The following is a 19,626-nucleotide window of genomic DNA, read 5'->3' as shown; positions in this document are numbered from 1 at the left end:
GGAGCATGGCAGCGATGCGCCGGCCCCCGGCGGCCGGCTCAGGCCGCCCCGTCGACCACACCCCCGATCAGGTTGCGCCCGAGCAGGAACTCGGGCGTGAAGGCGCTGCGCACCAGGGGCTCGCGCGCCACGGGCGGGGCCAGCGCCTCGGCCTCGGCGCGGCGGGCGGCCACCGCCTCGGCGACCGACACGGCGCGGAAGCGCAGCCGCGTGCCGGCCTGCGCCTGGGCCAGCCGGCCGAGATCGGGCCCGATCACCGTGGCGATCTTCGGGTAGCCGCCGGTGGATTGCCGGTCCGCCATCAGGACGATCGGGCGGCCCTCCCCGGGCACCTGGATCGCCCCCATGGCGATGCCGTCCGAGACGATGTTGTAGCCCCGCGCATGCGTGAGCGGCGTCCCGTCGAGGAAGCAGGCCATGCGGTCGCCGCGCGGGGTCACGGTCCAGGGACCGGCCAGGAAGGCGGCGATCTGGTCGGCCGCGAAGGCGTCGTCCTGGGGGCCGAGCACCACCCGGATCTCCTCCGGCGGCCGGTCGAGCCAGGGGGCGACGAGGGCGTGCACCTCCCCCGGTCCGGGCCGGGCCTCGCCGATCCGCAGGGCATCGCCCGCCTGCAGGGCGCGCCCATTGAGGCCGCCCACGCCCGAGCGGGTGTGGGTCGCGACGGATCCGAGCACCGGGGGGACGTCGATGCGGCCCGCCACCGCGAGGGTGCACCATGCGCCGGCCCGCCCCGCCCGCACCGTCAGGGTGCTGCCCGGCCGCAGCGTCAGCACGGCGGCGGGGGGCACCGGCTCGCCGTCGAGCGCGATGCGGAACTCGCCGCCCGCGAGCGCCACCCCGAGGGGCGCCTCCTCGGCGCTCACCGCGAGGCCGGCGAGCGAGACCTCGATCGCGGGCGCGCCCGGCGGGTTGTCGAGCGCGCGGTTGGCGGTGGCGTGCGCCAGCGGATCCATCGGACCGGCCGCCGTGAAGCCGTAGCGCAGGTAGCCGTGACGGCCGGCATCCTGGAGCGTCGTGCCGGGACCGGCCGCGTCGATGCGAAGGAGGCTCATGGTCGGCTCCTCACGGTTCGCGGCGCGCCACGCTCTCTCCGGCGGCCGCCCGGGCCTCCAGGGACGCGAAGGTCGCGGCGTCGACGGGCGAGAAGCGCAGGGTGTCGCCGACCGCCACCGGAAAGGGGTCGTCCTGATCGGGCCGGTAGAGCCGCACGGGCGTGCGCCCGACCACGTACCAGCCGGTGGGCATCGGCACCGTCGCCACCGCGGCGAGGCCGCCGCCGATCATCAGGGCGTTCGCCGGATGGGGCGGCCGGGGCGTGGCCCGGCGCGAGACCGCGAGCGCCTCGGGCAGGCCGCCCAGATACGCGAAGCCCGGCGCGAAGCCGTACATGTAGACCCGGTACTCCGCACCCGCATGCAGGGCGGCGACCTCCGCGGCCGGGCGCCCGATCGCCTCCGCGACCGCCCCGATATCCTCGGCGAGGTCCGGATCGTAGCAGACGGGCAGCGTCCAGCGGGCGCCGGCGTGCCGGCCAGCGCCCTCGCCGCCCGCCTCCATCCCCTCCGCCAGGGCGCGCACGCGCGCGGCGAGCGCGTCGCGGTCGAGGACGAGCGGGTCGTAGTGGATCATCAGCGAGCGGTAGGTCGGCACGGTCTCGCGCAGCCCCGCGGGCGGGTCGGCCCGCAGCGCGTCGTCGAGCCCGAGCACCCGGTCGCTGATCGCCGGATCGACCCGGTCGCCGAACTCGGCGACGAGGGCCGCCTCGCCGGCATCGAGCAGGCGCGGGAGCGCCATCACGCGGCCGGCCGGAACGGCGCGACCGTCACGCCCGCCTCCTCCAGGCGCGCCCGCACGGTGCGGGCCGTGGCGACCGCATAGTGAGAGTCGCCGTGCACGCAGACGGAGCGGATCGGCGTCGGCAGCCGCTTGCCGGACCCGGCGATGATCGCGCCCTCGCGCACCATGGTGACGACGCGCTCGGCGGCCACCTCCGGGTCCTCGATCATCGCGCCCGGCTGGCCGCGGGGCACGAGCAGCCCCTCCTCGGTGTAGCCGCGATCGGCGAAGATCTCCTGGTGGACGTCGAGGCCCAGCGCCTCGCCGGCCCGCACCTGCGCGGAGAGCGCGATGGCCAGCAGCGACAGGTCCCGGTCGACCGCCCTGACGGCCCGGGCGACCGCCATCGCCACCTCGTCGTTGGCCGCCGCGAGATTGCCGAGCGCCCCGTGCGTCTTCACGTAGGTGATGCGGTGGCCCGCATAGGTCGCGAGCGCCTGCGCGGCGCCGACCTGATAGGCGACGAGACGCTCGACCTCGGCGGGCGTGTAGGGCAGCACGCGCCGCCCGAACCCCCACAGGTCCGGGTAGCCCGGATGCGCCCCCACCGCCACGCCGCGCTCGCGGGCGAGCCCGAAGGTGCGCGCCATGATCTGCGGATCGCCCGCATGCATGCCGCAGGCGACGTTCGCCGAGGTCACGATGGCGAGCATCGCCGCGTCGTCGCCGGCCCGGTAATCGCCGAAGCCTTCGCCGAGATCGGAATTGAGGTCGATGGTGGGCATGGGGCCTCCCGTCGTTTGACACTCTGCTACGCCACCGGATGTGACGCAGGCAGCATCCCCTCTCCCGTGCGGGAGAGGGGTTCCCCGCGCTTCATCTGGCGAGGCCGGCGGCGTCCGCAATGCGCTGCAGGACAGCCTCGAGACCCGTCAGAACTTCCTCGTTGCGAAACCGCAGAACCGCGTAACCGCATCGTTCGATCTCCTCGGTTCGCCTCGCATCGTACACGTCGTGCCAAGCGTGCTGGCGGCCATCGAGTTCGATCACCAGCCGGTGCTCCGCACACAGGAAGTCGACCGTGTAGACGAGAACGGGCACCTGCCGCTTGAACTTCATGCCATGAAGCCGCCGCCCGCGAAGAGCCCGCCACAGCACGTCCTCGGCCGAGGTCGCCTGCTGCCGCTGGTCCCGCGCGAAATGGCGCGGCGCGCGCATCAGATCCCCAGATGCGCCCGCCGCACCTCCGGGTCGTCGCGAAGCGTCGCGGCCGGGCCGGTGAGGATCAGGCGCCCGGTCTGGAGCACGTAGGCGCGGTCGGCGATCGAGAGCGACTCGGCCAGGCGCTGCTCCACCAGCAGGATCGTGACGCCCGCGGCCCGGATCGTCTCGATGGCGGAAAAAATCTCGTCCACGAGCTTGGGCATGATGCCCTGCGAGGGCTCGTCGAGCATCAGGAGGCGCGGGCGGGTCATCAGCGCGCGGCCGATGGCCAGCATCTGCTGCTCGCCGCCCGAGAGCGTGGCGGCGCGCTGGGGCAGGCGCTCCTTGAGGCGGGGAAATAGGGCGAAGACGCGCTCCAGCGGCCCGTCCGCGTCGGGCTCACCGCGGTAGAGGTAGCGGCCCAGCCGCAGGTTGTCGGCCACCGAGAGGCGCGGGAACAGGCGCTTGTTCTCCGGCACGTAGGCGATGCCGCGGGCCGTGATGAGGTGGCCGGGCAGCCCGTCGATGCGGGCGCCGTCGAACACGACCTCCCCGGCCCGCGGGCGCTCCATCCCGGCGATCGATTTCAGCAGCGTCGACTTGCCGGCGCCGTTGGCGCCCGCCACGACCACGATCTCGCCCTTGGCGACCGACAGCGAGACGTCCTGGATGGCGAGCAGGCCCTGGTAGGCGGTGGAGAGGGAGCGGACCTCAAGCAGCACGGCGGCGCTCTCCCAGGTAGGCGGCGATGACGGCCTCGTCGCGCACGACGTCGGCCGGCCGGCCCTCCGCCAGCACGCGGCCGAGATGCAGGACGACGGCGCGGTCGACGAGCGGCATCACCACCTCCATCACGTGCTCGACCATGATGACGGTGACGCCGCGCTCGGCGACGCGCCGGATCAGCTCGACGCCGGCCTTGGCCTCGCTCGGGGTGAGCCCGGTGAGCACCTCGTCGAGGAGGAGGAGGCGCGGCTCGGTGGCGAGCGCGCGGGCGACCTCCAGCCGCCGCTTCTCGGGCGGCGTGAGTTCGCCCGCCACGGCGTCCGCCCGGTGGGCGAGGCCGACCACGTCGAGGGTGGCGAGCGCCGCGGCCCGGGCCTCGGCGGCCCGCGGATGGCGCACGAAGCCGCCCACGATGACGTTCTCGACCACGTTCATCGAATCGAAGGAGCGCGGCACCTGGAAGGTGCGGGCGATGCCCCGGCGGCAGCGCTCGGGCGCCGGGAGGCCGGTGATGTCCTGCCCCTCCAGCAGGATGCGCCCGCTCGTCGGCCGGTAGGTGCCGGAGATCAGGTTGAACAGCGTCGACTTGCCGGCGCCGTTCGGGCCGATCAGCCCCAGGATCTCGCCGCGCCGCACGGCGAGCGAGACGTCGGCGTTGGCAACGAGGCCGCCGAAGCGCAGGGTGACGCGCTCGGCCTCCAGGATGATCTCGGTCACGGCGCGGCCTCCTGGTTGCGGGCGGTGCGGGTGCGCTTGAACAGGCTGAGCACGCCCTCGGGCCGGGCGAGCGCCACCAGCATGACGAGGAGCCCGTAGAGGATCAGATCGAGGCCGCTGCCGGTGCCGCCGAGATACGAGCGGCTGATCTCAGTGAGCGGGATCAGGATCGCCGCCCCGACGAGCGCCCCCCACAGGGTGCCGATGCCGCCGAGCACCGCCGGCAGGGCGAAGAGCAGCGAGAAGCGGAAGCTCATCACGCTCTCGGGATCGATGTAGGAGACGTAGGCGGCGTAGAAGCCGCCGCCGATCGCCGTGAAGAAGGCCGAGACGGCGGCCGCCGCCATCTTGGAGCGGAACACCTCGACGCCGAGGCTCTCGGCGGCCTGCGCGTCGTCCTTGACGGCCCGCCACCAGTAGCCCCAGCGGGAATCCTCGATCAGGTAGGTGACGAACCACACCGCCACGAACAGCCCGAGGGCGAAGTGGAAGTACGGGACCTTGTCGCGGGCGAATTGCAGGGTCCACCACGAATCCGGGTTGAAGGGCCACTGGATGCCCATCGCCCCGCCGACGAAGTCCCAGTTGTGCACGAGCAGCAGCCCGATCTCCGCGATCACGATGGTGGCGATCGAGAAGTAGTGGCCGGCCAGGCGGAAGCAGGGCCAGCCGAGGAGGAGCGCCACCCCGGCCGAGGCGAGCCCGCCCGCCAGCATGCCGCCCCACGGGACCACCCCGTAGGTCACGAACAGCACGGAGGTGAAGTAGGCGCCGAGCCCGAAATAGAGCGCGTGGCCGAGCGAGATCTGCCCGCAATAGCCCCCCAGGATGTTCCAGCTCTGCGAGAGGGCCGCGTACATCACCGTGAGGATCAGCACGTTCTGCAGGTAGACGTCGCGGACGAGGTAGGGCAGGGCCGCCATGCCGGCGAAGACCACGAGGCCGACGAGGAGGGTGCGGCGGCGCTTGGCCGCGAAGGCCCTGGCCGCGGAGGCGGTGGCCGGCACGGCGGCGGGGGCGGGAAGCGTGGTCGAGGTCATCACAGCCTCCCGAACAGGCCCTGCGGGCGCACGAACACCACCGCGAGATAGAGGGCATAGACGCCCACGGACTTGAGGGCGGGCGGCAGGATCACCGCCGTGAAGGCCTCCACGAGGCCGACGATGACCCCGGCGACGAGCGCGCCCGCGACGCTGCCGAAGCCGCCGAGCGCCACCGTGACGTAGGCGATGAGGGCGAAGCTCGCGCCCACCTGCGGGTGGATGTAGTAGAATACCGCCAGCACCGCGCCGGCGAGGCCGACCAGGGCCGCGCCCAGGCCCCAGCCGAGCGCGAAGACCCGGTTGCGGTCGATGCCGACCAGCGCCACGGCGCCCTGGTCCTCGCGGGTGGCCTCCAGCGCCCGGCCGAAATCGGTGCGGCTCATCAGGAGGTGCAGCCCCCCGAAGGCCGCGAGCGAGACCACGGCCCCGAAGATCTGCGGCCAGGGCAGGAAGACGCCGCCGACCTCCAGGGTGCGCCCGCCGAGCCACGTGTTCTGCACGTTGCGGTAATCGGGGGTGAACAGGTACTGGGCGACGCCCTGGAGCAGGATCGCGAGGCCGAAGGTCGCGAAGATCTGCACCATGCCCTGATTGGCCTTGGCCCGCATGGCGAAGCGCACCACGCCGAGATACGACGCCCCCCCGAGGGCGAAGAGCAGGGCCGCCACGAGCGGCATCAGCACCACGGGGTCGAGCTGCGTCGCCAGCACGAGCCCGAAGGTCGCGTACATGGCGATCATCAGGAACTCGCCGTGGGCGAAGTTCACCACGTCCATCAGGCCGAAGATCAGAGAGAGGCCGACCGCGATCAGGGCGTAGATCAGGCCCATCAGCAGTCCGCTCGCCAGCACCTGGGCCAGCGCTTGCGTCGTCATCGGGGTCTCCCGGGATTGGGCCAGGATGATCCGCGGGGTTCCCCCTCCCGTGCGGGAGGGGTTTTCCGCGTCGCATCACGCGGTGGTCACGCCTTCATCGGCCACAGCGCGGGGGCGACCGCCGCCGAATCGGGGAAGACCGTGACGAACTTGTCGCCGACCCATTGCAGCAGCACCGGATCCGCCTCGGTGTTCTGGCCGTCCGGCCCGAAGGCGACCCGCTTCCAGGGCATGATGGTCTGGGCACCCGGGATGTCGGTGGCGCTGAGCGCCGCGCGGATCTTCTGCCCGTCGGTGGAGCCGGCGCGGTTGACGGCGTCGGCCAGCACCAGGAGCGCCATGAACTGGCGGGAGGAGTTGTCGTTGAGGTCGCGGGCCGCCCGCGCCTTGTAGAGCGCGTTCACGGCGCCGACCGAGGGGCGCTTGGCTGCGAGGTCGAGGGAGAAGCTGCCGCGGGAGATCAGGCCCTGCAGCTTGTCGCCCACCGTGTCGTACGTGACCTTCTCGGCGAAGCCCGCCGCCTGCGCCAGCATGCTCTTCGGCTTGTAGCCGAGTTCGGCCATCGTCTTCGTCAGCAGGATCGCGTCGGTGGTGTAGCTCGTCGGCAGCAGCACGTCCGCGTTGGCGGTCTTGAGCTGCTGCACCTCGGCGGTCAGCGAGGGCGAGTTGGTCTTGTACTTGATGTCGGCCACGACCTTGTAGCCGCGCTCGCCCGCCAGCTTGCGCTGCACGTTCGCGGAATCGACGCCGTAGATCGTGTCCTCGAAGAACAGCGCCACCGAGCCGATCGTCTGCCCCTTGGCGCGCTGCGCGTCGAGGAAGTCGAACATCGCGGCCGAGAACATCTCGTCGTGGGCGGCCGGGCGGAAGAAGAACTTGAGGTTCCGGCGGTGCAGGCTGGGCGAGGAGGAATCGGCGCAGACGAAGGGCACGCCGTAGCGCTCGGCCGTGGCGCTCACCGTGTTCGACACCGCCGACTGGTAGCAGCCGACGAGGGCCGCGACCTTGTCCTGGGTGATCAGGCGCTCGGCCTCGGCGCGGCCCTTCTGCGGGTCGGCTTGGTGGTCGGCGAAGACGAGGCGGATCTTGGCGCCCCCGAGACCCGGCAGGCCCGTGCCCTTGGCGAGCGGCAGGTCGAGGGCGTGGTCGGCGTTGACGATGTCCAGCGCCGTCTCGATGGCGTGGCGGGCATCCACGCCCACCTGCGCGCTCGCCCCCGACATGGCGTAGAGCACGCCCACCACCACCTCGTCGGCGGCGCGGGCGGGCCGCAGGCCGGCCCCGGCGAGCGCGAGGGCGCCCGCGCCCCCGACCAAGAGATCCCGACGACGAATCATGCACGTGCCTCCAAGGTGAGCGCAAGGTGAGCGATTGAGCAGGGCCGGCGGAGGGGCCAGGGGAATCAGAGCACCGCGTACTCCGCGTTGCGGCGGTCGGTGACGAGCATGGCGCCCGGCGCGTGGGTGATCGCGAAATCCGGCTTCGAGGCCGCGATCACCGACTGGGGCGTGACCCCGCAGGCCCAGAAGACCGGGATCTCGTCGGGGCGGATCTCGACGGGGTCGCCGTAATCGGGCCGCATGAGGTCGCGGATGCCGATCTGCTCGGGCAGGCCGAGATGCACCGGCGCGCCGTGCACGGCGGGGAAGCGCGAGGTGATCTGCACCGCGCGGATCGCCTGGGCGGGCGTGAGCGGGCGCATCGACACCACCATCGGGCCTGCGAAGGGACCGGCCGGAACGCACGGGATGCTGGTGCGGTACATCGGCACCCGCACGCCCATCTCGACGTGGCGCAGCGGCAGCCCGTCCTCGACCATCGCGGCCTCGAACGAGAAGGAGCAGCCGATCACGAAGGCCACGAGGTCGTCGCGCCACAGGTCGGCGACCTCCAGGCGCTCCTCCACCACCTCGCCGTGGCGCCAGACGCGGTAGCCCGAGACGTCGGTGGCGATGTCGAGATCCTCGCCCAGTTCGGGAATGCGGCGCTCGCCCGGGGCCGACACGCCGACGATCGGGCAGGGCTTCGGGTTGCGCTGCGCGAACAGCAGGAAGTCGGTGGCGAGGTCCTTCGGCAGGACCGCGAGGTTGCCCTGCACGTAGCCGTGGGCGAGGCCCGCGGTGCTGCCGCTGATCTGGCCGCTGCGGCAGGCGAGGCGCGCCTCGCGGCCGGTCAGACGGGCGCGCTCGGCGGGGTTCCGGAAGGGGACGGTCTGCATCGGCACTCCCTTTGCCCAGGAATGCGGCATGGTCACATTCTGTGCGCTTAAGCGCCAATCGTGATTTCGCATCAAGTTCGATAAGCTGAGCTTATCCATGGCTCGTCCCGCTGGCCACCGCGCAGGCGAGACGGGCGGCGGGGGCGGCCAGCCCGCAATCGGGCGCGTTGGCGTAGGTGGCGGTGAAGCCGATGTCGGGCAGGTGGACCTGGGTGCTCAGCACGCGCAGCTGCCCGCTCTCGATCTCGCGCCGCACGATCGCGGGCGGGATCACGCAGATGCCGATGCCCTCCAGCGTCATGCGCACGATGGTGGAGAGCGAGGCGTTGCTGTGGAGGCGCGGCGGCGGCAGGTTCGAGCGCGCGAGCAGGTCGCGCAACTGCACGTAGGGCGTGGTGTTCTTCGGGTAGGTGATGATCGGGAAGCGCATGAGGTCGGCGAGCGCCACCTCGCCCGGGCCGACGTCGAGCTGCGGCGCGGCGATCCAGGCCAGCGAGTAGCTGCACAGGGGCAGATTCACGAGGCTCGGCATGGTGATCGGCCCGACCATGAAGGCGAGGTCGAGGTCGCGGGCGAGCAGCGCCTCGCGCATGTTGGGGGAGATGTCGACCGAGATGTCGACGGTGACGCCCGGATAGGTCTGGCTCATCGCCTCGATGAAGCGCATCAGCCAGGTGTGGACGATGGTCTCCGCCACGCCGAGCCGCAGCACGCCCCGCATGGTGCCCGGACTCGCGATGGCGGCCATCATCTCGGTGCGCAGGCGCAGGAATCGCTCCGCGTAGACGAGCAGATCGCGCCCCTTGGCGGTGAGGCAGACCGAACGGGCGCGCCGCTCGAACAGCTTCACGCCGAACCCCTCCTCCAGCGCCGCGATGCGCTGGGACACCGCCGGCTGGGTCGTGTTCAGGCGCTCCGCCGCCTGCCGGAAGCTGCACAGGGTCGCCGTCCAGTAGAAGACTTCGAGGCTCCGCAGATCCGCCATTCCCAGCCCCGGCCCACTGCCGCGGCGATGATGCAGCAAGGAGCGTACCGGACGCCAGCGATCACCCGCGCCCCCGCCCCACCACGGTGCGGATCGCGAAGCTCGACTGGATGCGCGCGACCCCGGGCAGGCGCGAGAGCACCTCCTTGTGCAGGCGCTCGTAGTCGCCCGCATCCGCCACCTCGATCCGCACCAAGTAGTCGGAGAGCCCGGTCATCAGGTAGCAGGAGCGCACCTCCGGGCAGCGGCGCACCGCCGCCTCGAAGCGGTTCAGGTATTCCTCCGTCTGCCGGTCGAGGGTGATCTGCGTCAGCACCACCAGGGGCTCGGCCCCGTCCGCCTCGTCGATCAGCGCCGTGTAGCCGCGGATGACGCCGCTGCGCTCGAGCAGCCGCAGCCGGCGCAGCGTCGCGGAGGGCGACAGGCCGACCTCGGCGGCGAGGTCGGCGTTGCTGATGCGCCCGTTGCCGCGCAGGACGCGCAGGATGCGCGCGTCAATCTCGTCCCGCACCATTCGCAGATCCTTTCGTCGCCTCGCAGATCCTGCCGCGAGAGGCCGCTTTATCGCATGTCCTGCGGCATTCGGGCGGGATATTCGGCGATCCTTGCGCAACACTCCGGGCATCCGGTTGCGCGGAGGGTGGTGCACGATGCGGGTCCTCGTCCTCGGTGGTGGCGTCGTGGGCGTCGCCTCGGCCTATTACCTCGCCCGCGCGGGCCATCAGGTCACGGTGCTCGACCGCCAGCCGGCGGCCGGCCTGGAGACGAGCTTCGCCAATGCGGGCCAGGTCTCGCCCGGCTACTCGGCCCCCTGGGCAGCCCCCGGCATTCCCCTCAAGGCGATGAAGTGGCTGATGATGCGCCACCGGCCGCTGGTGCTGTGGCCGAGCCTGGAGCCGCGCCTCTACGGCTGGCTCGCGCAGATGCTGGCGAACTGCACGGAGGAGGCCTACCGGCGCAACAAGGGCCGGATGGTGCGGCTGGCCGAGTACAGCCGCGACGTCCTGCGCGAGCTGCGCCGGGAGACCGGCATCACCTACGATCACCGCGAGAAGGGCACGCTGCAGCTCTTCCGCACCCAGAAGCAGCTCGACCACGTGGCCGAGGATACCGGCGTCCTCGACCAGTACGCCGTGGCCTACGAGGTGCTCGATCCGGCCGGCTGCGTCGCCGCCGAACCGGCCCTGGCGCGGGTGCGCGGGCGGCTTGCCGGCGGCCTGCGCCTGCCCGGCGACGAGACCGGCGACGCGCATCTGTTCACGCAGCGCCTCGCGGCCCTCTGCGCGCGGCGGGGCGTCGTCTTCCGCTACGGCGTGACCATCGCGGGCCTGCGCCACGAGGGCGGCCGGATCACCGGCGTCGCCACGGGCGCGGGCGAGGTGCTGACGGCGGACGCCTACGTGGCCGCGATGGGCAGCTACACCCCGGCGCTGCTGCGCCCGCTCGGCCTGTCGCTGCCGGTCTATCCGGTGAAGGGCTATTCGCTGACGCTGCCCGTCACGAATGCGGCCGCGGCCCCGGTCTCGACGGTGATGGACGAGACCTTCAAGGTCGCGATCACCCGGCTCGGCGACCGCATCCGGGTCGGCGGGACGGCGGAACTCGCGGGCTTCAGCCGGACGCTGCGCGGGCCGCGGCGCGCCACGCTGGAGCGCTCGCTGGCCGACCTCTTCCCGGACGGGGGCGATGCGGCGGGGGCGACCTTCTGGACGGGCCTGCGCCCGATGACCCCCGATGGCACGCCGGTCGTCGGCCCCACGGCCTATGCCAACCTCTACACCAATACCGGCCACGGCACGCTCGGCTGGACGATGGCCTGCGGCTCGGGCCGGATGCTCGCCGACCTCGTCACCGGCCGCGCCCCTGAGATCGCCCACGACGACCTGGCCGCCGCGCGCTACCTCAAGGCCGCCTGAGACCGGGAGCCCTCCGTCGGGCTCCCGGCTCACACCCCGAAGATCGACCAGCCCAGCCGCCGGGTGAGCGCTTCGAGCGCGATCCGCCCGAGATGCGAGTTGCCCGCTGCGTCGAGCCCCGGCGACCAGACCGCGATCGAGGCCTTGCCCGGCGCGACCGCCAGGATCCCGCCGCCGACGCCGCTCTTGCCGGGCAGGCCGACCCGGTAGGCGAATTCCCCCGAACCGTCGTAGTGGCCGCAGGTGAGCATCACCGCGTTGATGCGCCGTGCCCGCTCGGGCGGCACCACCGAGTGGCCGGTGGTGGGATCGCGCCCCGCATGGGCGAGGAAGCGCCCGGCCGTGGCGAGCTGCCGGCAGGTCATGGCGATGGCGCAGTGGTGGAAGTAGACCCCGAGCACGTACTCGACCGGGTTCTCGATCACCCCGAAGGACTTCATGTAGTGGGCGAGCGCGCCGTTGCGGAACCCCGTGCGCTGCTCGGAGGCCGCCACCGCCTCGTCGATGACGATCGAGGAATCCTGCGCCAGCACCTGCATGAAGCGCAGGATCTCGCCCAGCGCCTCGCGGGGCTTGTGCCGGGACAGGATCAGGTCCGTGACGGCGATCGCCCCGGCATTGATGAAGGGATTGCGCGGGATGCCGCGCTCGTATTCGAGCTGGACGATGGAGTTGAACGGGCTGCCGGAGGGCTCGCGCCCCACCCGCCGCCACAGCCGGTCGCCGACCATGCCGAGCGCGAGGGTCAGGGTGAACACCTTCGAGATGCTCTGGATCGAGAACGGCACGTCGCTGTCGCCGCCCGCCGCCACCGTGCCATCGGCATCGATCACCACGAGGCCGAAGGCGCCCGGATCGACCCGGGCGAGTTCGGGAATGTAGGTCGCCACCTCGCCCCGGTCGGGCCGCGCGCGCATCTCCTCGGCGATCTCCCGGACGACGCTCTCAAGGCGGGATGCGGAGGTGTTCATCAGTGGGGCGGATCCGGGGCGTGAGCGGGAGGGGCCGCCTCGCAGCATCGTTCGGCGGGGCGGTCACCGGCCTGCCGGCGACGATGACGCCGGAGCGGAAGGCCGAGCCGATCGGCCAGGCTGGGGCGCGCGGCAGCGCGGCGGCCGGAGAGGCCGCGATGGGCCCGAAGCAAGGACCATGCTCGCGCGGCGTGCCCCGACCCCGCGGGGCGGAGCGGATCAGGTCGCGCGGCCCTGCCAGAACGACCGCGCGGCCTCGATGGCGGGCCGGCAGGACGGCGCCGTGTCGGCCAGGACCGCGTCGGGCTGCGCCGTGCCGATCCAGACCTGGACGACGCTGGAGACCGCCCACCAGGGGTCGCCCGTGGCACGGTCCACGATCGCCGGCTTGGCCGCCTGGGCGCAGGCCGTCAGGTCGCTGACGACCGCTTGCGGCGCGCGGGCCGCCCGCAGCTTGTCGGCCATCTCCGCCTGCAGGGGATCGATGAGGAAGAACGAGATGAGTGCGGCGATGAGGTCTTGCATCGTGGCGTCTCCGGCTTCGGGGTCGTGCCCATAACGGCCCCGGGCGGTCCCGCGTTGCGCACCCGCGCCCGTCGGGCTTCGCGACAGCGGCCGCCGATTGCGCGAGATGCTCAGCCCACCACCCGGATCAGCGCGAACCCGTCCCAGCCCTTCTCGCCCACGGTCTGGATCACCGTGGCGTCGAGGCGGGGCTCGGCCGCCACGAGGTCGAGGGCGCGGCGCACGCCCTGCACCGCCTCGTCCCCCGCCGGGTCGGTGACGGCGCCGCGGCGCACCACGTTGTCGAGGACGATCAGGGTGCCGGGCCGCGCGAGGGTGAGCGCGTGCGCGACGTAGTCGGGGTTCGACGGCTTGTCGGCGTCGATGAAGACGAAGTCGAACGGCCCCTCGCCCCGGAGCGTCGGCAGCACGTCGAGGGCGCGGCCCTCCCGCAGGTCGATGATTCCGGCCAGGCCGGCCCGGGCGAAGCTCCCGCGCGCCACCGCGGCGTGGCGCGGATCGGCCTCGATGGTGACGAGGCGCCCGCCCGCCGGCAGCGCGCGGGCGAGCCAGAGGGTCGAGTAGCCGCCGAGGGTGCCGATCTCCAGGATGCGCCGCGCGCCCATGCCCTGCGCGAGCAGCATCAGGAGCTTGCCGTGCGTCGGCGCCACCGCGATCGGCGGCAGGCCCGCGGAGCCGCTCGCCGCGAGCGCGCCGTCGCGGGCGGCATCCGGCGGGATCAGCCGGTCGACGAGGTAGCGGTCGACCTCCTCCCAGCGCGGATCGACCGTCATGGCCGCCCCCTCAGTCGATCCAGCCGCGCAGCTCGCGCTGCACGATGTGGGCGATCACCCGCATGCCCTCCAGCCCGTCGTTGAGGCAGGGCAGGTAGGCGAAATGCTCGCCGCCGCCCTCCTCGAAGTAGTGCCGGTTCTCGCCGTCGAGTTCCTCCAGGGTCTCCAGGCAGTCGGCCGTGAAGCCGGGCGCCACGATGGCGAGACGCTTGATCCCCTGCGCGGCGAGTTCCTTGACGGTCTCGTCCGTGTAGGGCTTGAGCCATTCCTCGTTGCCGAAGCGGGACTGGAACGTCACCCGCATCCGCTCGGGCGAGTAGCCCAGCGCCTCCCGGATCAGCCGCCCGGTCTTCACGCACTGGCAATGGTAGGGGTCGCCCTTGAGCAGGTAGGATTTCGGCACGCCGTGGAACGAGGTCAGGATCACCTCGGGCTCGAAGTCGAGCGCGTCGAGGTCGCGCCGGATCGCCGCCGCCACCGCGTCGATGTAGACCGGATCGTCGTGATAGGGCGGCGAGACGCGCACGGTCGGCTGCCAGCGCATCCTCATCAGCGCCCGGAAGGCCTGGTCGCAGGCGGTGGCCGAGGTCGCGGCGGCGTATTGCGGATAGAGCGGCACCAGCAGGATGCGGTCGCAGCCCTGGTCGAGGAGCGCCTGGATGCGGGCCTCCACCTCGGGCTTGCCGTAGCGCATGGCCCAGTCGACGACGACGCGGTCACCCATCGCGGCCTGGAGCTTCTCGGCCTGGCTGCGCGTGATCGTCTTGAGCGGGCCCTCGTCGCGCTCGGTGTTCCAGATCGAGGCGTAGTCGCGGCCCTTCGGCCCCGGGCGCTTGGTGAGGATCACGAGGTTGAGGAGCGGCCACCAGATGGCACGCGGCACCTCGATGACGCGGCGGTCCGAGAGGAATTCCTTGAGGTAGCGCCGCATCGGCCAGTAGCTGGTGCCCTCGGGCGTGCCGAGATTCATCAGCAGCACGCCGATGCGCCCCCAGGCCACCGTGGGGTGGCCGGCCGGCAGGGGCGCCGTTGCCGGCGCGAGCGGCGTGGCGCCCCGCTCCAGCACCGCGGTCTTCGTCACCTCGTTCATGTCCGTCCAGATGTCTTCGCCGCGGGTTCGCCGCGGTCAGTCCGCACCGCACCTTAGATAGCGCGCGCGGGGCGCGATCCAACGCGGCCTGTCGCAGCAGCCCGGGGCGGGGGCCGGGACGGCGGCTGCGACGCGCGCCCGCAGGGCCCGCTGGCCCTGAACCTGATTGGGGTGCCCCTACGGCACGGGTGCCGGACCGCGACGCGACCCGGACCGGCTTGAGGACGAGCGGCGTCTGCGGTTCCCTGGCCTGCCGGCTGGAGCCCTCGTCCCGCACCCCGCCTCGACGGTGACGGGATCCGATACCGTCGTGCCGCGGGAGACCGACATCTTGGCAGCCACCTCGCCCTCCCGCCCCCGCGCGATCCGCGGCCCGGCGATCAGCTTCTCGGGCAGTCCGTTCCTGGCGCCGGCGGAGGCGTGCTTCGTCCACCACCCGGACGCGCTGATCCTGATCGAGGGCGGGCGCATCGCGGCCTTCGGCCCCTACGATCCCGCGCGGGTGCCCGCCGGCGTCGTGCCGGTGCACTACGAGGCCGCGCTGATCGCCCCGGGCTTCGTGGACGCGCACGTCCACTACCCGCAGGTCGGGATGATTGGGGCCTACGGGGAGCAGCTGCTGGCCTGGCTCGACCGCTACACCTTCCCGGCCGAGCTCGCCTTCGCGGATCCCGCCCACGCGCAGGCCGCCGCGGCGCTGTTCTTCCGCGAGATCCTGGCGGCGGGGACCACCAGCGCGGCGGTCTACTGCACGGTGCATCCGCATTCGGTGGAGGCCTTCTTCGCGGAATCCGAGCGGTTCAACACCCGCATGGTCGCCGGCAAGGTGCTGATGGACCGCCACGCCCCGGAGGCCCTGCGGGACGATGCGGAGCGGGGCTATGCGGAGAGCCTCGCGCTGATCCGGCGCTGGCACGGGCGGGGGCGCCAACACTACGCCGTCACCCCGCGCTTCGCGCCGAGCTGCACGGAGGCGCAGCTCGACGCGGCCGGCGCGCTGCTGCGCGAGCACCACAACCTCTTCCTGCAGACGCACCTCGCCGAGAACCCGGCCGAGGTGGCCTGGGTGCGCGACCTCTTCCCGGCCCGGTCGAGCTACCTCGACGTCTACGCCCATGCGGGCCTCGTCGGGCGCCGCTCGGTCTTCGGCCACGCCATCCACGTGGAGGAAGCGGATTTCTGCACCTGCCACGCCGCCGGGGCGGCGCTCGCCCATTGCCCGACCTCGAACCTCTTCCTCGGCAGCGGCCTCTTCCGGCTGTTCGACGCGCTCGATCCGCGCCGCCCGGTGCGGGTGGGGCTCGGCACCGATGTGGGGGCGGGCACCAGCCTGTCGCCGCTGCGCACGCTCGGGGAGGCCTACAAGGTCGCGGCCCTGCGCGGCACCGCCCTCGACGCGCTCAAGGGCTTCTACCTCGCCACCCTCGGGGGCGCCGAGGCCCTGCATCTGGAGGACCGCATCGGCCGCCTGGCTCCGGGCCACGACGCGGATCTGTGCGTCCTCGACCTCGCGGCCACGCCCCTCCTCGCCCACCGCACCGCGCGCTGCGAGAGCATCGAGGAGGTGCTGTTCGTGCTGATGACGCTGGGCGACGAGCGCGCCGTGCGGGCCACCTGGGTGGCGGGCGAGTGCGTGTACGACGCGGCCCGCACGCCCGACCCGTTCCGCTACCCCGGCGCCTCCTGACGCCCTCGGCCCGGGACCGCGCCACGCCCGGCCGGCCGACCGGGTGCGCTCCGGCCGGCTCGGCGTGCCGATCGGCTCAGGGCATCAGCGCGAGCGCGTCCGCAAAGAAGTCGCGGCCGCCGAAATTCCCCGACTTGAGGGCGAGCCGCATGTCGCCCGCCACGGTGGCGAGCACCGGCACGCCGGGCGCGATCTCGGGGCCGACCCGGAACGCGGTGAGGCCGAGCGTGTCCACCACCGCGCCCGAGGTCTCGCCGCCGGCGACGACCAGGCGGCGCACGCCGCGCGCGACCAAGCCCGCCGCGATGCCGGCGAGCGCCGCCTCGATGGCGTGGCCGGCCGCGTCGCGGCCGTGCCGGGCCTGGAGGGCCGTCACCGCCTCGGGGCTCTGGCTCGACGCGATCAGCACCGGGCCGGCCCCGATCCGCTCCGCCGCCCAGGCCAGCGCCTCCTCGGCCTCCTGCGGCCCGGCGAGCAGGCGCTCGGGATCGAGGCGGCGCACCGGCATCACGGCTTCGGCTGCCGCCACCTGCCCGAGGGTGGCCTGCGAACAGCTGCCGGCGAGGCAGGCCGCCGGCCCGCCGACCGGATCGCCCAGCGCGGTGCCGGCCGGCGCCGCCCGGACCCGGCCGCTCGCCACCAGGGCCTGCGCGAGGCCGAGCCCGAGCCCCGAGGCCCCGGTCGAGACCGGATCGGTGAGGATGGCTTCGCCCAGCACCGCGAGGTCCGGGTCGAACACCGCGTCGGCGATCGCCGCCCCCTTGCCCTCCCGCGCCAGCGCATCGAGGCGCGCCCGCACCGCCTGCGCGCCGCGCGCCACGGTGGCGAGGTCCACGAGCCCGACCCCGGCCCGGCTCTGGCGCGCCAGCACCCGCACGAGGTTCGAATCCCGCATCGGGTTGAGGGGATGGTCCTTGAGCGGGCTCTCGTGCAGCGGCACCGCGCCGACGAAGAGGTGGCCCTGGTAGACGGTGCGTCCGGTCTCCGGGAAGGCCGGCGTCACGAGGGCGATCCGGGCGCCCGCCTCCTCGCGCAGCGCGTCGGTGACCGGGCCGATATTGCCCGCATCGGTGGAATCGAAGGTCGAGCAGACCTTGAACATCACGTGGCCGGCGCCCCGGGCGCGCAGCCAGCTTTCCGCCTCGCGGGACCGCGCCACCGCCTGCGCGGCGGGGATCGACCGGCTCTTGAGCGAGACCACCACGGCGTCGGTGGCGGGCAGGTCCAGCCCCTCGCCCGGCACGCCGATGGTCTGGACCGTGCGCAGGCCCGCCTTGGTGAGGGTGTTCGCGAGGTCGGAGGCGCCGGTGTAGTCGTCGGCGATGCAGCCCAGGACCAGGGTCATGCGCGGCCTCCTTGCCCGGCGCGGTAGGGGGCGAACCAGCCGAGACCCGCCGCCGTGCCGGCCCGGGGATTGTACTCGCAGCCGACGAAGCCGTCGTAGCCGAGCCGGTCGAGTTCGGCGAACAGGAAGGCGTCGTTCATCTCGCCGCTGCCGGGCTCGTGCCGGTCGGGCACGCTCGCGGTCTGGACGTGGCCGATCATCGGCATCAGGTCGCGCAGCCGCATGGTCACGTCCCCGTGCAGGATCTGGCAATGGTAGAGGTCGAACTGCAGCTTCAGGTTCGGCAGGGCCAGATCCCGGATCACCGCCGCCGCGTACCCGAAGTCGTTCAGGAAGTAGCCCGGCATGTTGCGGCCGTTGATCGGCTCCAGCACCACGTCGAGCCCCTCGCGGGCGAGGCGCTCCGCCGTCCAGGCGGCGGCGCGACGGAAGGCGCCGCGGGCGGCCGGATCGGCCCGGTCGGCCATGCCGGCCATCAGGTGCAGGCGCTTCACGCCGGTCGCGGCCGCGTAGGCGAGCCCGCGCTCGACGCCGGCCTTCAGCTCCTCGAAGCGGTCTGGCAGGGCGGCCATGCCGCGCTCCCCCGCCGCCCAGTCGCCGGGCGGCAGGTTGAACAGGGCCTGCGTCAGGCCGTGGCGGCGCAGGGCTTCACCGATCGCCTCGGGCGGGTGCTCGTAGGGAAACAGGAACTCCACCGCCGTGAACCCGGCCTCCGCGGCCGCCGCGAAGCGGTCGAGGAAGGGGTGCTCGGTGAACATCAGCGTGAGGTTGGCGGCGAAGCGCGGCATGGTCTCCTCCCGGTCTCTCGTGCCGGTCTCTCGTGGCTGCGGTGCCGATCCCCTAGGGGAGCGCCGTGCCGGTCACCTGCGCGTAGAGGCGGGCCACGGAGGAATCGTCGTCCCGCCCCATGCCCGCCGCGGAGGCCATCAGGAACATCTGCAGCGCCGCGGCGGCCACCGGCACCGGGAAGGTCTGCGCCCTCGCCATGTCCTGGACGATGCCGAGATCCTTCACGAAGATGTCGACGGCGCTGCGGGCCGCGTAGTCGCCCGTGAGCACCCGCGTCATGCGGTTCTCGAACATCCACGAATTGCCGGCCGAGGCGGTGATCACCTCGTAGACGCGCTTGAGGTCGAGGCCCTGGCGGGCCGCGAAGGCCATCGCCTCGCTCGCCGCCGCGATGTGCACGCCCGCCAGCAGCTGGTTGATCATCTTGAAGGCGGCGCCCTGGCCGGGCGCGTCGCCGAGCTCGTAGAGGGTGGCGGCCATCGCATCGAGCGCAGGCCGCGCCCGCGCGAAGGCCGCCCCGCTGCCCGAGGCCAGGATGGTGAGCGCGCCGTCCGCGGCGCGCTGCGCCCCTCCGCTGATCGGCGCGTCGAGGTAGTGGCGGCCCGTGCCCTCCAGCCGGGCCGCGAGGCGGCGGGCCACCGCCGGGTCCATCGTGGCGCAGGAGACGAACACCGCGCCCTCCGGCATGGCGGCGGCGACCCCGCCCTCGCCGAACAGCACCGCCTCGGTCTGGGCCGCATTCACCACCACGCAGACCACGATGGCGGCGCCGGCGGCGGCCTCGGCGGGGCTCGACGCCCCCTGTCCGCCCTCGGCCGCGAAGCGCGCCACGCCGGCTGGATCGACGTCGTAGCCCACGACCGACAGCCCGGCCCGGTGCAGCGACAGGGCCATGCCGCACCCCATCGACCCGAGGCCGATGACGGCGGTCCGAACGGACGTGTCGCTCACGGCTGAGCTCATGCCTGTGCCCATGCCTGTGCT

General features: G+C 72.9%; 21 protein-coding genes. 2 read left to right on the top strand and 19 right to left on the bottom strand.

The window, feature by feature from the left end:
* Positions 1-38: 38 nt before the first annotated feature.
* The 12 genes from MFF61_RS17885 to MFF61_RS17830 form a co-directional block, all read right to left on the bottom strand.
* Positions 39-1,055 carry a 5-oxoprolinase subunit C family protein gene (locus MFF61_RS17885; RefSeq protein ID WP_238236647.1) on the bottom strand — a complete coding sequence of 339 codons (1,017 nt, stop codon included), beginning with the start codon at positions 1,053-1,055 and terminating at the stop codon, positions 39-41.
* Between the two features lie 10 nt (positions 1,056-1,065).
* Positions 1,066-1,797, bottom strand: a complete 732-nt coding sequence (locus MFF61_RS17880; RefSeq protein WP_238236646.1) for a 5-oxoprolinase subunit B family protein — start codon at positions 1,795-1,797, stop codon at positions 1,066-1,068.
* Positions 1,797-2,564 (bottom strand): LamB/YcsF family protein, encoded by a 768-nt coding sequence (locus MFF61_RS17875; RefSeq protein WP_238236645.1) that lies wholly within the window; start codon positions 2,562-2,564, stop codon positions 1,797-1,799. The genes MFF61_RS17880 and MFF61_RS17875 overlap by 1 nt, the downstream gene beginning before the upstream one ends.
* Positions 2,565-2,655: 91 nt before the next feature.
* A complete protein-coding gene (locus MFF61_RS17870; protein WP_238236644.1) occupies positions 2,656-2,997 on the bottom strand; it encodes an endonuclease domain-containing protein in 342 nt (113 codons plus the stop codon).
* A complete protein-coding gene (locus MFF61_RS17865) occupies positions 2,997-3,701 on the bottom strand; it encodes an ABC transporter ATP-binding protein (RefSeq protein ID WP_238236675.1) in 705 nt (234 codons plus the stop codon). Before MFF61_RS17865 ends, MFF61_RS17870 begins: the two co-directional genes overlap by 1 nt.
* Entirely contained in the window at positions 3,694-4,425 is a 732-nt protein-coding gene (locus MFF61_RS17860) for an ABC transporter ATP-binding protein (protein WP_238236643.1), read from the bottom strand. Before MFF61_RS17860 ends, MFF61_RS17865 begins: the two co-directional genes overlap by 8 nt.
* Complete coding sequence (locus tag MFF61_RS17855) at positions 4,422-5,465, bottom strand: branched-chain amino acid ABC transporter permease (RefSeq protein WP_238236642.1); 1,044 nt, start codon at positions 5,463-5,465, stop codon at positions 4,422-4,424. The genes MFF61_RS17860 and MFF61_RS17855 overlap by 4 nt, the downstream gene beginning before the upstream one ends.
* The gene (locus tag MFF61_RS17850) at positions 5,465-6,343 is read right to left on the bottom strand and encodes a branched-chain amino acid ABC transporter permease (protein WP_238236641.1); all 879 of its coding nucleotides are present in this window, start codon (positions 6,341-6,343) and stop codon (positions 5,465-5,467) included. Before MFF61_RS17850 ends, MFF61_RS17855 begins: the two co-directional genes overlap by 1 nt.
* A gap of 86 nt (positions 6,344-6,429) precedes the next feature.
* On the bottom strand, positions 6,430-7,680 hold the full coding sequence (locus tag MFF61_RS17845) for an ABC transporter substrate-binding protein (protein WP_238236639.1): 1,251 nt from the start codon (positions 7,678-7,680) through the stop codon (positions 6,430-6,432).
* 65 nt (positions 7,681-7,745) lie between these two features.
* Complete coding sequence (locus tag MFF61_RS17840; RefSeq protein WP_238236637.1) at positions 7,746-8,561, bottom strand: putative hydro-lyase; 816 nt, start codon at positions 8,559-8,561, stop codon at positions 7,746-7,748.
* Between the two features lie 91 nt (positions 8,562-8,652).
* Positions 8,653-9,546: a LysR family transcriptional regulator gene (locus MFF61_RS17835; RefSeq protein ID WP_238236636.1), complete on the bottom strand. Its 894-nt coding sequence runs from the start codon at positions 9,544-9,546 to the stop codon at positions 8,653-8,655.
* A 61-nt stretch (positions 9,547-9,607) separates the two neighbouring features.
* Positions 9,608-10,060 carry an Lrp/AsnC family transcriptional regulator gene (locus tag MFF61_RS17830; protein WP_238236635.1) on the bottom strand — a complete coding sequence of 151 codons (453 nt, stop codon included), beginning with the start codon at positions 10,058-10,060 and terminating at the stop codon, positions 9,608-9,610.
* 136 nt (positions 10,061-10,196) lie between these two features.
* Here MFF61_RS17830 and MFF61_RS17825 point away from each other — a divergent pair, with 136 nt between their 5' ends.
* Positions 10,197-11,462, top strand: a complete 1,266-nt coding sequence (locus tag MFF61_RS17825) for a D-amino acid dehydrogenase (protein WP_238236634.1) — start codon at positions 10,197-10,199, stop codon at positions 11,460-11,462.
* Between the two features lie 29 nt (positions 11,463-11,491).
* Here the strand turns inward: MFF61_RS17825 and MFF61_RS17820 are convergent, their stop codons facing one another.
* The 4 genes from MFF61_RS17820 to hemH form a co-directional block, all read right to left on the bottom strand.
* Positions 11,492-12,433 (bottom strand): glutaminase, encoded by a 942-nt coding sequence (locus MFF61_RS17820; protein WP_238236633.1) that lies wholly within the window; start codon positions 12,431-12,433, stop codon positions 11,492-11,494.
* Positions 12,434-12,652: 219 nt separating this feature from the next.
* Positions 12,653-12,958, bottom strand: a complete 306-nt coding sequence (locus MFF61_RS17815; protein WP_238236632.1) for a hypothetical protein — start codon at positions 12,956-12,958, stop codon at positions 12,653-12,655.
* A 110-nt stretch (positions 12,959-13,068) separates the two neighbouring features.
* The gene (locus tag MFF61_RS17810) at positions 13,069-13,731 is read right to left on the bottom strand and encodes an O-methyltransferase (RefSeq protein ID WP_238236629.1); all 663 of its coding nucleotides are present in this window, start codon (positions 13,729-13,731) and stop codon (positions 13,069-13,071) included.
* Between the two features lie 10 nt (positions 13,732-13,741).
* Positions 13,742-14,821 carry a ferrochelatase gene (gene hemH / locus MFF61_RS17805; RefSeq protein WP_238236628.1) on the bottom strand — a complete coding sequence of 360 codons (1,080 nt, stop codon included), beginning with the start codon at positions 14,819-14,821 and terminating at the stop codon, positions 13,742-13,744.
* Between the two features lie 310 nt (positions 14,822-15,131).
* Between hemH and guaD the strand changes: the two genes are divergently transcribed.
* On the top strand, positions 15,132-16,508 hold the full coding sequence (gene guaD, locus MFF61_RS17800; RefSeq protein ID WP_238236627.1) for a guanine deaminase: 1,377 nt from the start codon (positions 15,132-15,134) through the stop codon (positions 16,506-16,508).
* A gap of 76 nt (positions 16,509-16,584) precedes the next feature.
* Here the strand turns inward: guaD and otnK are convergent, their stop codons facing one another.
* The 3 genes from otnK to ltnD are packed head-to-tail and all read right to left on the bottom strand — an operon-like array spanning position 16,585 to position 19,605.
* Complete coding sequence (gene otnK, locus MFF61_RS17795; protein WP_238236625.1) at positions 16,585-17,853, bottom strand: 3-oxo-tetronate kinase; 1,269 nt, start codon at positions 17,851-17,853, stop codon at positions 16,585-16,587.
* Positions 17,850-18,641 (bottom strand): 2-oxo-tetronate isomerase, encoded by a 792-nt coding sequence (otnI, locus tag MFF61_RS17790; protein WP_238236624.1) that lies wholly within the window; start codon positions 18,639-18,641, stop codon positions 17,850-17,852. Before otnI ends, otnK begins: the two co-directional genes overlap by 4 nt.
* 52 nt (positions 18,642-18,693) lie before the next feature.
* Positions 18,694-19,605 carry an L-threonate dehydrogenase gene (gene ltnD / locus MFF61_RS17785; RefSeq protein WP_373324727.1) on the bottom strand — a complete coding sequence of 304 codons (912 nt, stop codon included), beginning with the start codon at positions 19,603-19,605 and terminating at the stop codon, positions 18,694-18,696.
* Positions 19,606-19,626: the final 21 nt, after the last annotated feature.

It is taken from the genome of Methylobacterium isbiliense, assembly GCF_022179325.1.
In the GTDB taxonomy this organism is placed as follows: domain Bacteria; phylum Pseudomonadota; class Alphaproteobacteria; order Rhizobiales; family Beijerinckiaceae; genus Methylobacterium; species Methylobacterium isbiliense.
Note: the sequence above shows the minus strand (reverse complement) of the source record. Positions and strands in the feature narration are given on the sequence as shown.

What these genes read in the sequence shown, in the direction of transcription:
- MFF61_RS17850 (WP_238236641.1), bottom strand. Translation starts at nt 6,343, where the DNA reads ATGACGACGCAAGCGCTGGCCCAGGTGCTGGCGAGCGGACTGCTGATG.
- hemH (WP_238236628.1), bottom strand. Translation starts at nt 14,821, where the DNA reads ATGAACGAGGTGACGAAGACCGCGGTGCTGGAGCGGGGCGCCACGCCG.
- MFF61_RS17830 (WP_238236635.1), bottom strand. Translation starts at nt 10,060, where the DNA reads ATGGTGCGGGACGAGATTGACGCGCGCATCCTGCGCGTCCTGCGCGGC.
- MFF61_RS17815 (WP_238236632.1), bottom strand. Translation starts at nt 12,958, where the DNA reads ATGCAAGACCTCATCGCCGCACTCATCTCGTTCTTCCTCATCGATCCC.
- MFF61_RS17840 (WP_238236637.1), bottom strand. Translation starts at nt 8,561, where the DNA reads ATGCAGACCGTCCCCTTCCGGAACCCCGCCGAGCGCGCCCGTCTGACC.
- ltnD (WP_373324727.1), bottom strand. Translation starts at nt 19,605, where the DNA reads ATGAGCTCAGCCGTGAGCGACACGTCCGTTCGGACCGCCGTCATCGGC.
- otnI (WP_238236624.1), bottom strand. Translation starts at nt 18,641, where the DNA reads ATGCCGCGCTTCGCCGCCAACCTCACGCTGATGTTCACCGAGCACCCC.
- MFF61_RS17855 (WP_238236642.1), bottom strand. Translation starts at nt 5,465, where the DNA reads ATGACCTCGACCACGCTTCCCGCCCCCGCCGCCGTGCCGGCCACCGCC.
- MFF61_RS17825 (WP_238236634.1), top strand. Translation starts at nt 10,197, where the DNA reads ATGCGGGTCCTCGTCCTCGGTGGTGGCGTCGTGGGCGTCGCCTCGGCC.
- MFF61_RS17875 (WP_238236645.1), bottom strand. Translation starts at nt 2,564, where the DNA reads ATGCCCACCATCGACCTCAATTCCGATCTCGGCGAAGGCTTCGGCGAT.
- MFF61_RS17885 (WP_238236647.1), bottom strand. Translation starts at nt 1,055, where the DNA reads ATGAGCCTCCTTCGCATCGACGCGGCCGGTCCCGGCACGACGCTCCAG.
- MFF61_RS17820 (WP_238236633.1), bottom strand. Translation starts at nt 12,433, where the DNA reads ATGAACACCTCCGCATCCCGCCTTGAGAGCGTCGTCCGGGAGATCGCC.
- MFF61_RS17880 (WP_238236646.1), bottom strand. Translation starts at nt 1,797, where the DNA reads ATGGCGCTCCCGCGCCTGCTCGATGCCGGCGAGGCGGCCCTCGTCGCC.
- MFF61_RS17810 (WP_238236629.1), bottom strand. Translation starts at nt 13,731, where the DNA reads ATGACGGTCGATCCGCGCTGGGAGGAGGTCGACCGCTACCTCGTCGAC.
- MFF61_RS17835 (WP_238236636.1), bottom strand. Translation starts at nt 9,546, where the DNA reads ATGGCGGATCTGCGGAGCCTCGAAGTCTTCTACTGGACGGCGACCCTG.
- MFF61_RS17845 (WP_238236639.1), bottom strand. Translation starts at nt 7,680, where the DNA reads ATGATTCGTCGTCGGGATCTCTTGGTCGGGGGCGCGGGCGCCCTCGCG.
- MFF61_RS17870 (WP_238236644.1), bottom strand. Translation starts at nt 2,997, where the DNA reads ATGCGCGCGCCGCGCCATTTCGCGCGGGACCAGCGGCAGCAGGCGACC.
- otnK (WP_238236625.1), bottom strand. Translation starts at nt 17,853, where the DNA reads ATGACCCTGGTCCTGGGCTGCATCGCCGACGACTACACCGGCGCCTCC.